This window comes from Pseudomonas sp. 203-8, from assembly GCF_020708595.1.
GTDB classification, from domain to species: domain Bacteria; phylum Pseudomonadota; class Gammaproteobacteria; order Pseudomonadales; family Pseudomonadaceae; genus Pseudomonas; species Pseudomonas aeruginosa.
Map to the genome: position 1 here is coordinate 279,262 of NZ_JAJFDF010000005.1, position 10,940 is coordinate 290,201.

General features: G+C 64.2%; 14 protein-coding genes. 9 read left to right on the forward strand and 5 right to left on the reverse strand.

The genetic code is table 11. The annotated features are described in order from the left end of the window. Window position 1 precedes the first annotated feature (1 nt). Genes LJF27_RS13890 through yacG form a run of 4 tightly spaced genes read left to right on the forward strand, consistent with a single transcriptional unit; the run spans window position 2 to window position 2,899 of the window. Complete coding sequence (locus LJF27_RS13890; RefSeq protein WP_023103506.1) at window positions 2-1,219, forward strand: type II secretion system F family protein; 1,218 nt, start codon at window positions 2-4, stop codon at window positions 1,217-1,219. A 2-nt stretch (window positions 1,220-1,221) separates the two neighbouring features. Further along, window positions 1,222-2,094: a type IV prepilin peptidase/methyltransferase PilD gene (gene pilD / locus LJF27_RS13895; RefSeq protein WP_017148550.1), complete on the forward strand. Its 873-nt coding sequence runs from the start codon at window positions 1,222-1,224 to the stop codon at window positions 2,092-2,094. Further along, window positions 2,091-2,702, forward strand: a complete 612-nt coding sequence (coaE, locus tag LJF27_RS13900) for a dephospho-CoA kinase (protein WP_003094654.1) — start codon at window positions 2,091-2,093, stop codon at window positions 2,700-2,702. The genes pilD and coaE overlap by 4 nt, the downstream gene beginning before the upstream one ends. Next, window positions 2,699-2,899 (forward strand): DNA gyrase inhibitor YacG, encoded by a 201-nt coding sequence (gene yacG, locus LJF27_RS13905; protein ID WP_017148551.1) that lies wholly within the window; start codon window positions 2,699-2,701, stop codon window positions 2,897-2,899. Before coaE ends, yacG begins: the two co-directional genes overlap by 4 nt. A gap of 36 nt (window positions 2,900-2,935) precedes the next feature. Here yacG and LJF27_RS13910 read toward each other — a convergent pair whose 3' ends face one another. From LJF27_RS13910 to LJF27_RS13925, 4 genes are all read right to left on the reverse strand, one after another. Beyond that, window positions 2,936-3,145 (reverse strand): hypothetical protein, encoded by a 210-nt coding sequence (locus LJF27_RS13910; protein WP_003094660.1) that lies wholly within the window; start codon window positions 3,143-3,145, stop codon window positions 2,936-2,938. A gap of 105 nt (window positions 3,146-3,250) precedes the next feature. Then, window positions 3,251-3,940, reverse strand: a complete 690-nt coding sequence (locus LJF27_RS13915) for an energy-coupling factor ABC transporter permease (RefSeq protein WP_003094662.1) — start codon at window positions 3,938-3,940, stop codon at window positions 3,251-3,253. After that, window positions 3,937-4,407: a hypothetical protein gene (locus LJF27_RS13920; RefSeq protein WP_023103507.1), complete on the reverse strand. Its 471-nt coding sequence runs from the start codon at window positions 4,405-4,407 to the stop codon at window positions 3,937-3,939. Before LJF27_RS13920 ends, LJF27_RS13915 begins: the two co-directional genes overlap by 4 nt. After that, window positions 4,404-4,829 carry a GNAT family N-acetyltransferase gene (locus tag LJF27_RS13925; RefSeq protein ID WP_016562341.1) on the reverse strand — a complete coding sequence of 142 codons (426 nt, stop codon included), beginning with the start codon at window positions 4,827-4,829 and terminating at the stop codon, window positions 4,404-4,406. The genes LJF27_RS13920 and LJF27_RS13925 overlap by 4 nt, the downstream gene beginning before the upstream one ends. Before the next feature lie 132 nt (window positions 4,830-4,961). Between LJF27_RS13925 and LJF27_RS13930 the strand changes: the two genes are divergently transcribed. The 4 genes from LJF27_RS13930 (at window position 4,962) to LJF27_RS13945 (ending at window position 7,604) form a co-directional block, all read left to right on the forward strand. Beyond that, window positions 4,962-5,591, forward strand: a complete 630-nt coding sequence (locus tag LJF27_RS13930) for a DUF1780 domain-containing protein (RefSeq protein ID WP_003094668.1) — start codon at window positions 4,962-4,964, stop codon at window positions 5,589-5,591. Further along, window positions 5,588-6,037, forward strand: a complete 450-nt coding sequence (locus tag LJF27_RS13935; RefSeq protein WP_003161439.1) for an MOSC domain-containing protein — start codon at window positions 5,588-5,590, stop codon at window positions 6,035-6,037. The genes LJF27_RS13930 and LJF27_RS13935 overlap by 4 nt, the downstream gene beginning before the upstream one ends. A gap of 25 nt (window positions 6,038-6,062) precedes the next feature. Then, a complete protein-coding gene (locus LJF27_RS13940) occupies window positions 6,063-6,233 on the forward strand; it encodes a DUF3094 family protein (RefSeq protein WP_003094672.1) in 171 nt (56 codons plus the stop codon). A gap of 63 nt (window positions 6,234-6,296) precedes the next feature. After that, the gene (locus LJF27_RS13945; RefSeq protein WP_003112837.1) at window positions 6,297-7,604 is read left to right on the forward strand and encodes an NAD(P)/FAD-dependent oxidoreductase; all 1,308 of its coding nucleotides are present in this window, start codon (window positions 6,297-6,299) and stop codon (window positions 7,602-7,604) included. Window positions 7,605-7,643: 39 nt separating this feature from the next. Here the strand turns inward: LJF27_RS13945 and zapE are convergent, their stop codons facing one another. Beyond that, on the reverse strand, window positions 7,644-8,735 hold the full coding sequence (zapE, locus tag LJF27_RS13950) for a cell division protein ZapE (protein WP_010895676.1): 1,092 nt from the start codon (window positions 8,733-8,735) through the stop codon (window positions 7,644-7,646). 548 nt (window positions 8,736-9,283) lie between these two features. Here zapE and LJF27_RS13955 point away from each other — a divergent pair. Then, on the forward strand, window positions 9,284-10,921 hold the full coding sequence (locus tag LJF27_RS13955) for a ShlB/FhaC/HecB family hemolysin secretion/activation protein (RefSeq protein WP_017148555.1): 1,638 nt from the start codon (window positions 9,284-9,286) through the stop codon (window positions 10,919-10,921). Window positions 10,922-10,940: the final 19 nt, after the last annotated feature.

Consider the following 10,940-nt stretch of genomic DNA (forward strand, 5'->3'; position numbering starts at 1 on the left):
CATGGCGGACAAAGCGTTAAAGACCAGTGTCTTCATCTGGGAAGGTACTGATAAGAAGGGCAGCAAGGTCAAAGGAGAGTTGACCGGGCAAAACCCTATGCTGGTCAAAGCCCAGCTACGCAAACAGGGTATCAATCCGCTGAAAGTCCGCAAGAAAGGCATCACGCTATTCGGTGCGGGAAAAAAAATCAAACCCATGGACATCGCACTGTTCACTCGGCAGATGGCGACCATGATGGGCGCAGGCGTGCCCCTATTGCAGTCCTTCGACATCATTGGCGAGGGCTTCGAAAATCCGAACATGCGAAAGCTGGTTGACGAAATAAAGCAGGAAGTCGCAGCCGGTAATAGCTTGGCCAACTCACTACGAAAGAAGCCCCAGTATTTTGACGACCTTTACTGCAATCTTGTAGATGCGGGCGAACAATCAGGCGCATTGGAAACGCTTCTCGCCCGGGTTGCTACCTACAAGGAAAAAACTGAGGCACTCAAAGCCAAGATCAAGAAAGCTATGACCTACCCCATCGCGGTCGTTATCGTGGCACTGGTGGTCTCTGCGATCCTACTCATTAAGGTTGTTCCGCAATTCCAGTCAGTTTTCGCGAACTTTGGTGCAGAGCTACCAGCCTTCACTCAAATGGTGATCGGACTTTCGGAAACATTACAAGAATGGTGGCTACTTGTCCTCATCGCCATGCTCGGCATAGGTTTTGCTCTGAAAGAGTTGTACAAGCGCTCCAAAAGTTTCCGCGACACCATAGACAGAGCCATACTGAAAGCTCCCATCGTCGGTGCCATCGTCTATAAGTCAGCCGTAGCACGTTATGCACGGACCCTATCGACTACGTTTGCAGCAGGCGTTCCTCTAGTCGAGGCTTTGGATTCGGTATCAGGGGCCACAGGTAATGTGGTGTTTAAAAGCGCAGTCGCCAAGATCAAGCAGGACGTTTCCAGCGGTATGCAGTTGAACTTCTCCATGCGCACCACCAATGTTTTTCCGAGTATGGCTATCCAGATGGCTGCGATTGGCGAAGAATCTGGTTCGCTGGACGACATGCTTGGCAAAGTGGCTGGCTTCTACGAGGATGAAGTAGATAATGCCGTCGACAATTTGACGACTTTGATGGAACCAATGATCATGGCGGTGCTGGGAGTCCTGGTTGGCGGATTGATCGTCGCTATGTATCTGCCTATTTTCCAGCTCGGCAAAGTTATCTGAACATGCAACTCACAGACTACCTGGCCAGCCATCCGCTGGCCTTTGTCTTGTGCACCATCCTCCTCGGCCTGCTGGTCGGCAGCTTCCTCAACGTCGTCGTGCATCGCCTGCCGAAGATGATGGAGCGCAACTGGAAGGCCGAGGCCCGCGAAGCGCTCGGGCTGGAGCCGGAACCCAAGCAGGCGACCTACAACCTGGTGCTGCCGAATTCGGCGTGCCCGCGCTGCGGCCACGAGATCCGCCCCTGGGAAAACATCCCGCTGGTCAGCTACCTGGCGCTGGGCGGCAAGTGCTCGTCCTGCAAGGCCGCCATCGGCAAACGCTACCCCCTGGTGGAACTGGCCACCGCGCTGCTTTCCGGCTACGTCGCCTGGCATTTCGGCTTCACCTGGCAGGCGGGCGCGATGCTCCTGCTGACCTGGGGTCTGCTGGCGATGAGCCTGATCGATGCCGATCACCAACTGCTGCCGGACGTGCTGGTGCTGCCGCTGCTCTGGCTGGGCCTGATCGCCAACCATTTCGGCCTCTTCGCCAGCCTCGACGATGCGCTGTTCGGCGCGGTGTTCGGCTACCTGAGCCTGTGGTCGGTGTTCTGGCTGTTCAAGCTGGTGACCGGCAAGGAGGGCATGGGCTACGGCGACTTCAAGCTGCTGGCCATGCTCGGTGCCTGGGGCGGCTGGCAGATCCTGCCGCTGACCATCCTGCTGTCGTCGCTGGTCGGGGCGATCCTCGGGGTGATCATGCTGCGCCTGCGCAACGCCGAAAGCGGCACGCCGATCCCCTTCGGTCCCTATCTGGCTATTGCCGGGTGGATTGCTTTGCTCTGGGGTGATCAAATAACCCGGACCTATCTGCAATTCGCCGGATTCAAATGACCCAACCCTGGATACTAGGCCTCACGGGCGGTATCGGCAGCGGCAAGAGCGCAGCCGCCGAGCATTTCATTTCCCTCGGCGTCCACCTGGTGGACGCCGACCATGCCGCCCGCTGGGTGGTGGAGCCGGGGCGTCCGGCCCTGGCGAAGATCGTCGAACGCTTCGGCGACGGCATCCTCCTGCCCGATGGCCAGCTCGACCGCGCCGCCTTGCGCGAGCGGATCTTCCAGGCGCCGGAGGAACGGCGCTGGCTGGAGCAATTGCTGCACCCGCTGATCGGCGCGGAGATCGTCCAGTACCTGGCCAGGGCCGAATCGCCCTACGCCATCCTGGTCTCGCCGCTGCTGGTGGAGTCCGGCCAGCGCCAGATGACCCAGCGCGTGCTGGTGGTGGATACCCCGGAACATCTGCAACTACAGCGCACCATGCTTCGCGACAAGGTCTCCGAGGAGCAGGTGCGCTCGATCCTCCAGGCCCAGGCCCGGCGCGACGAGCGCTTGAAGCACGCCGACGACGTGCTGGTCAACGACGGCGACCTGTCCCACCTGCAGCGTGAAGTCGAACGACTGCACGCCTTCTACCTGACCTTGCGAGGAGGCCGAGCATGAACCAGCCCCTGACCGTGGAGTGCCCGACCTGCGGCGCGCCCGTCGAATGGAAAAGCGACAACAAGTACCGCCCCTTCTGCTCCGACCGCTGCAAGCTGATCGATCTCGGCGCCTGGGCCGCCGAGGAACATGCGATCCCCGGCGACACCCTGGAAGACGACATCTTCTCCGCCGACCTGCCGCCTCGCGAGCATTGAACGCAACGGGCCAGCCAATCCGGCTGGCCCGTTCCTTCAGGGACGCATGAAAGCGTAGTCGCGCTGGTCGTCGAGATTCTCCGCAAGAAATTGCAGTTCGCTGGCCAGGTCGCCAGCATCGCGCTCCGCCCGGTTCAGTTCGACGATTGCGCTGAGCAACGCGCGCAGGCGCATTGCCCGGTCCGCCTCGTCGCTCTTCGACAGCAACTCTCGCAGGCCCTCTCGGGCCCATTCATGGACACCCATGTTCCGCTCCTCACCTGGGAAAACGGCAGGATCGCGGCCAGCTTCGTCCGAAACACTGACGCAAGTCAGCCGCCGCCCGCCATGGACCCGGCGAATGACTGGTCATCAGGGCTTGCGCTCTTCGTCCTTCCAGGGCGCCTGCAGGTAGCGCGTGCGATTGAAGGTTTCCAGCCACTCCGGGTAGTAGACCACCAGGCCGGTGATCACCGTGCCGTTGATGAAGGCCTCGGGGAACATAATCAGCCACAGGTAACCAGCGAAGTCCTCCAGCCAGGGCGGCATCGGGAAAAGGCCGTCGATCCAGACCACGCCAAGGCCGAGCAGCAGGACCACCACCGCGGTGAGGGCCGCCGGGAAGAAACCGCAGCAGAAGATGTAGACGAACAGGTTGCGCGGCTGGCGCTTTTCCACGAACAACGCCGCCAGCTCCGCGATCAGCGCGGGGATCGCCACCAGCAGCACGCCGTTGACGCCGATCGCCAGCCAATCCTGGCGGCCGAGCAGGCACAAGCCCAGTTGCGCCACCAGCCCCACCACGATCGCCAGCGGCCAGTCGAGCAGCAAGGTGACGGCGGTCATGCCGATGAAATGGAAGGACAGTCCCGACTCGAAGTCCCGGCGCACCAGCCAGAGCAGGAACAGCCCGAGCATGGTGCCGAACACCAGGTGCTGGCGGCGGGTATCGCTGACCAGCTCGACCCAGGGCGCGCGCCAGGCGGCGAGCAGCAGCAGCGGCGCATAGATGGCCCAGCCCAGTTCCAGGCTTTCCGCCGACAGCAACTCGGCCGCGATCACGGCTGCAGTTGTTCCAGGGCGATGCGCAGGGCCACCGGCGAATCCAACTGGCGGATTTCCAACACGCGGCGCTGCTCCAGCCTGACCCAGAGCACCTTGCCCTCGTCCGAGGCATAGCGAGAAGCGATGGCCGCGTCGCGATCGAGCAGCACCGGATAACTGTAGTCACGCATGGCCGGCACCGCGAAAAGCCGGGAAATCAGCGCCGGCATGCGGCTGATGTCCGCCAGGAACAGCGCGTGGCGCGCCTCCAGGTAGCCCTTTGGGCGTTCCGCCAGCGCCGCCTTGACCAGCTTCGAGCCGTCCATGTCCCGCGCCACCAGCAGGACCCGGGTGGAGTCGTCCAGCGAGTGCGCCTTTTCGAACTGGTCCTGCAACGTCCAGGGCTCCAGGGTGGAGCCCTTCTCCACGGCCAGCGCCAGGCCGGGCAGCAGCATGCCCAGCAGAACCCAATGCAATCGTTTCACGCGTGTCCCTCCCGAGTGGAAAATACCTGGATGTCCTTGCGCCGCTCCCAGTCCGACTGGGCTCGCCAGAATGCCTGGGCCTCCTCGGCGGCATCCAGGACGAAGACATGGGATTTGCCGATCCCCTCCCTCGCCAGACGCGCCAACACCTCGTCGAGCATCTGCCGCGCCAGCCCCAGCCCTCGATAACCGGGATCGACCACCAGGTGCTGGAGGTAACCACGGCGACCGTCATGCCCGGCCATCAGGCAGGCGATCACCTCCCCTTCGGTTTCGACCAGCAGGCTCAGCCCGGGGTTGCGTTGAAGGTAGGCGAGGAAGAAGGGATAGGCGTCCTCCGCACGGAGGCGGATACCTGGCGTTCGCGACCATAGCGCGAAGAGTGCCGGGTGATCGGCGGCGATGACGCTGCGAAGTTGCATCGGAACGGCTCCGGCCCAAGGGGAACGGCAGTGTACACCGAGCCTCGCCGCTGGCGCGCTCCGGGACGGATTGTCGCGGCCGGAGCGCCTGTGGGCTGGAAAGCGGGCCCGCCGGCAGACTAAGCTGAGCCCATGAACGAAGCGGATTATCTGCGCCTGCTCACCCGTCAGGCCGAACAAGCCAACGACTTCCTCTCCAACGCACGTAAATGGGACCGCGAGCGCTGGGTCTGCCAGCGCTTCCTCGAGGCCCTCAACGTGCCCTATCGCCAGGAGGATTTCGCCGCCCCCGGGGAACAGCCGCCGGACGTCCTGTTCAAGGGTGCCGGCTTCGAGGTGTTCTTCGTCCTCGATGAAGGTCGCCGGCTGAACGAGGAGTGGCGCGAGGAACTGACCCGTCGCCGCCAGGCCGTCAGCCTGCGCCAACTGATCCGCCGCGAAGAGCGGCCACAACGGATCGCCGCCGCCGAACTGCAGGCACGGCTGGCGCCAACCCTGCGCAAGAAGGCGCACAACTATAGCGAGCGCGGCATCGACCACGGCGAACTGGACCTGCTGGCCTTCGTCAACCTGAAGCGCGCGGTGCCCGATTTCAATACGCCCTTCCCGCCGCCCACCGAATACCTGCGCCAAGGCTGGCGCTCGCTGTCGATGGTCGGTCCGACCTTTGCCCGGGTGCTCTTCGCTCACTCCGGCGCCCCCGAATTCCTGCGCGCCAACCTCGGCCGCAGCATCCTGTTCGACGCCGGGGTAGGCCTGTGAGCGAAGGGCGGGTGAAGTGGATCGGCGTGCGCTCCGGCAGCCGCGCGCCGATCCAGGAACTGGAGGCGGTGGAGGCACGGCGCGGCCTGGGACTGACGGGCGACCACCCGCACCCGCCGCGCCAGGTCACCCTGGTGCAATGGGAACATATCGAGGCCCTCGGTACCCTGCTGGGCAGGCCGCTGTTGCCCAACGAGATGCGCCGCAACATCGCCGTCGCCGGCATCAACCTGCTCAGCCTGAAGGACCGTCGCTTCCGCCTCGGCGGCGCGCTGCTGGAAACCACTGGCTGGTACCAACCCTGCGGACGCCTGGAAAAGCACATCGACCACCGCACACTGAAGAGCGTGCGCGAACAGGGCGGCATCACCGCGCAGGTGATCGGCAGCGGAGTGATCCGCCTCGACGATCCGCTGGTGATCGAGCCCCCTGTCTGTCTAGAATGACCGACATCGAAAACGGAGGCCTGCCATGTCCAGCCGACTGAGCCCCGAAGACCAGCAGAAGGTCGAGCAGTACCTCGCCTCGCCGCTGCACCAGGTCGAGCGTGCGCCGTTCCGCCCGTGGTTCCTGATGTTCGTCCTGCTCGCCGTGGTCATCGGCCTGGGCCTGCTCAGCCGCCTCCTCAGCTACCTGGCCTGAGTCGTCCGGTCGAGCCACGCTCCCGACGACCGCCTCACGGAATTCCCACTATGAGATATCCACATGTCCCATCGCATCGTGATCGTCGGCGGCGGCGCCGGCGGGCTGGAGCTCGCCACCCGTCTCGGCCGCACCCTGGGTAAACGCGGCAAGGCCCAGGTCACCCTGGTCGACGCCAACCTCACCCACATCTGGAAACCCCTGCTGCACGAAGTCGCTGCCGGCTCGCTCAACTCCTCCGAGGACGAGCTGAACTACGTCGCCCAGGCGAAGTGGAACCACTTCGAATTCCAGCTCGGCCGCATGCAGGGCCTGGATCGCGCCGGCAAGCGGGTCCGCCTGGCCGCACTGGTGGACGAGAATGGCGTTGAACTGGTTCCCGAGCGCGACATCGCCTACGACACCCTGGTGATCGCCGTCGGCAGCACCACCAACGACTTCGGCACCGAGGGCGCTGCGGAACACTGCATTTTCCTCGATACCCGCGCCCAGGCCGAACGCTTCCACCGACAACTGCTCGGCCAGTACCTGCGTGCGCATACCGGGCACGACGCGAACAACAACGCAGTGAGTATCGCCATCATCGGCGCCGGCGCCACCGGCGTCGAATTGGCTGCGGAACTGCACCACGCCGCGCAGATGCTGGCCGCCTACGGGCTCGACCGGATCCGCCCGGAAGACCTGCACATCAGCCTGGTCGAAGCCGGCCCGCGGGTGCTGCCGGCGCTGCCCGAACGTATCAGCCAGCCGGTACACCAGACCCTGAGCAAGCTCGGCGTACGGGTGATGACCGGCTCCGCGGTGAGCAAGGTAGATGCGGACGGCCTCTGGACCGGCGACGGCGAATTCGTCCCGGCGACGCTCAAGGTGTGGGCGGCGGGCATCCGGGCTCCGGCCTTCCTCAAGGAACTCGACGGCCTGGAAAGCAACCGTATCAACCAACTGGTGGTCCGCCCGACCCTGCAGACCACCCGCGACGACGACATCTTCGCCTTCGGCGACTGCGCCGCCTGTCCCCAGCCGGCGCAACCGGGAGAGCAACCGCGCAACGTGCCGCCACGCGCCCAGGCCGCGCACCAGCAGGCCTCGCTGCTGGTGAAATCGCTGCGTGCCCGTCTCGAAGGCAAGCCGCTGGGCGAATATCACTACCGCGACTACGGTTCGCTGATCTCGCTGTCGCGCTTCAGCGCGGTCGGCAACCTGATGGGCAATCTGATGGGTAGCGTCATGCTCGAAGGCTGGCTGGCGCGGATGTTCTACGTATCGCTATACCGCATGCACCAGATGGCGTTGTACGGTCCGCTGCGCACCGCGATGCTGATGCTTAGCGGCCGCCTGCGCAGCACCGAGCCACGCCTCAAGCTGCACTGAGCCATTACGCCCCGTTTGCCGTCGGCGCTGGGCGTTCCTTCAACAGCGAAGCTGGCGCAACTGCGCCAGCCGACTGGCGGTACGCTGCATGTCCGCAGGCAGGTCGCTGCCCTCGACCAGGTCCGGCAGCGCCTTTTCGGCACTCAGGAAAAAACGCCGGTCATTGTCGTAAAGGACGTCGACGAGATTGATGAAGCGCTGCTGGGCGGCGACCGAACAGCGCGCCATCGGCGGTACGCCCTCCAGCACCCAGGTAGAGAAGCGTTCGCCGAGGGCAAGGTAGTCCATCACCGCGGTTGGCGCCTCGCAAAGGTCGGCGAAGGCGAACCACACCAGGTCGCCGCACACCGCGCGCGCCTGCAACGTCCTCGCGCCGCTTTGCAGGGTCACGCGTTGCGAGGGTTCGGGCGCGGACAAGCCCAGCTCGTCCAGGCAAGCGCATGAGGCTGGCCAGCAATACCCGCCGCTGGCATAACCGGAAGCGATCTCCTGCCGCGGCGAAATCGTCCGGTAGTCCCGGGCGCCGGCTACTTCCAGCACTTCCATGCGCGTCTCGATCAACCGGATCGCCGGCAGGAAGCGTTCGTGGTAGAGCGGATTGGGCAGCAGTTGCCGCGGCGCGTAGTTGGAGGTGCAGACCAGGGTGATCTTCCTGCCGAACAGCTCCCTGAACAGGCGTGTTATCAGCATCGCGTCGCCAATGTCGTGGACATGGAATTCGTCGAAGCAAAGCAGCCGGCAATCTCCTAGCAGTTCATCGAGCGCACCGCCCAGGGCATCGGGCCGCCCCTGGCGGCGGAACATACCGTCATGAAGCCGGCGAAAGAACGCATGGAAATGCGTCCGGCGCAGGCCCTGCAAATCGGCGCTACGAAAGAAGCCATCCATCAGCCAGCTCTTGCCGCGCCCGACCGGCCCCCACAGGTAGAGGCTGCGCGGCGCTTGCCGGAATAGCGACGGACCTCGACGCAAGCGCTCCGCCAATCGATCGAGATGAAGAATGGCATTGCCCTGGGCTGCGTCCAGCACATAGCCGCGCCGTTGCGCCTCTTGGTGGAAATAGCGGGCTACGGGCGTTGTGGGCTTGGTGCCGGTCATGGGTGAACGCCACGAAAAAGAACCGAAAGACACACTCCGTTGATGCTCAGCCTGAGAGGGCCCTTAAACCGAGAACGGCATTCTAGCGCTGCGTCCTGCCCATGCTCCAGCCGCCAGACCGAACGGCGGGCGATAGTCGGACAGGCCCTTTGATCATGACCGCCACGGTCGCGATACGGAATCGCGCTCAGCCGCTACTTCCGCCCCACTGTTTCCGCCGCTTCCGCTGCCGAGCCCATTATCACCGGAGTTTTTTCCTACAGCAGTCCTCCCAGTCCCCTACGAAAACCAAGAAGTTCTACCGGCCAACGCCAGAAAACTACGATTGTCGCCGTTTCAGCCTCGCCTCAGGCTATCGCCCACTCGATTCTCCGCCTTGAAACCGATCGTTCTGCACATGCCTGCGGATATCGGCTTCTTTTCCCTGCAAGAACCGCGCTCCGGGCCGATTGACCATGCATCCAGCTTTTCCGCGTAACCAGGCTAGCCTTTCTTTCCCACCTCCCTCTCCAAAACCTTCCGGCAGTTCCACTTCGATCGTTCCATCCCTCAGGGCCGGACCGCTGCTCCGTACGGGCCTCATGGGAATGGCCATGTTGTCGTCCTGCCTTGCCAATGCCGCCCCGGATGCGGGGCAGGCGCTGCGTGACGTGGAAAGCCGACGCCTGAACCTGCCCGCGCCGGTGGAACTGGACGCCGAGCGCCCCAGCCCCGAGGACGGCGTATCACGGGCTGCCGAAGAGGGCGGCCCGACGGTGCTGGTCAAGCGCTTCCAACTCAGCGGCAACAGGCAGTTCGACGATCGACGCCTGCTGGCGCTCCTGCACGACCTGCCGGGCCAGGAACTCAATCTGAGCCAATTGCACGCCGCCGCCGCCCGCATCGGCGATTTCTATCAGGAAAAGGGATATGTGCTGGCGCGCGCCTTCCTCCCGGCACAGGAAATCCAGGATGGAACGGTACGCATCGAAGTGCTCGAGGGACGCTACGGCAGGATCGAACTGCACAACACGTCCCGAACGCTGGACCGCGTTCTACTCCGCCCCTTGAGCGCACTCGAACGAGATACCGCGGTCCAGGGCTCGGAGCTGGAGCGTGCGCTTCTGCTCCTGAGCGACATTCCCGGCCTCCAGGCCAAAGGCACCCTGCTGCCGGGCCAGGCGCAGGGAACCACGGACTTGCGCGTCGAGGCCCGCCCCGGCCCGCTGGTCGGCGGCAGGCTGGAGGCAGACAACTATGGCGGCCGCTACATGGGGGAATATCGCCTGGGAACCACCCTCGACTTCAACAGCCCGCTGCGACTGGGCGACCAGGCGAGACTGAGCCTGCTGGGCAGCGACCGGCACCAACGCTACTACCGTGCAGCCTATCAACTGCCCCTTGGTTCCCGAGGCACGCGCATCGGACTGGCCCACGCCGAGACGACCTATCGACTGGTACGCGATTTCTCGCGCCTGGACGCCCATGGCCGGGCCATTACCGACAGTCTGTTCGTCAGCCAGCCCCTGCTGCGTAGCCGCAGCTTAAGCCTGTCCACCCAGTTGCAATATGAAAACAAGCGACTTCGCGATGACCAGGAGCGTACCGGGAGGCATAGCCGCAAGGAGATCCGCCTGTGGACCGCCAGCATCAGCGGAAACGCCCAGGACCGCTTGTTCGGCGGTGGACAGAGCGGCTTCTCGCTGGCCTATGCCCGCGGCCAGCTCGCCATCGACTCCGGCGAAGAGCGGCTGCTGGACCGCTACACCATCGGTACCGCCGGCAGCTTCGACAAGATCATGCTCAACGCCGTACGCCTGCAGCACCTGGGCGACCGCCTGCAGTTGTTCGCCCAACTCAACGCCCAGTGGAGCGGCGGCAACCTCGACAGCGCGGAACAGTTCGACATGGGCGGCCCCTACGGCGTTCGGGCGTTCCCCCTGGGCAGCTACAAGGGCTACGGCGACGAAGGCTGGCAAGCCAGTGCGGAGCTGCGCTACAGCCTGGCTCCGGGCTGGCAGCTGAGTTCGTTCGTCGACCAGGGCGCGGTGAAATTCCTCAAGCACCCCAACACCACGGAAGGCAATCGCAACCGCATGGCCGCCGTCGGCAGCGGCGCAACCTGGTACGGAACGGATCACCAGGTCAGCCTGACCGCCGCCTGGCCCCTGAGCCAGGAAAACAACATCGAGCCCGAGCGCACTCCCCGGCTGTGGTTGCAAGCGACCCGCTACTTCTGAGCAAGCTCCCGCCCGCCAT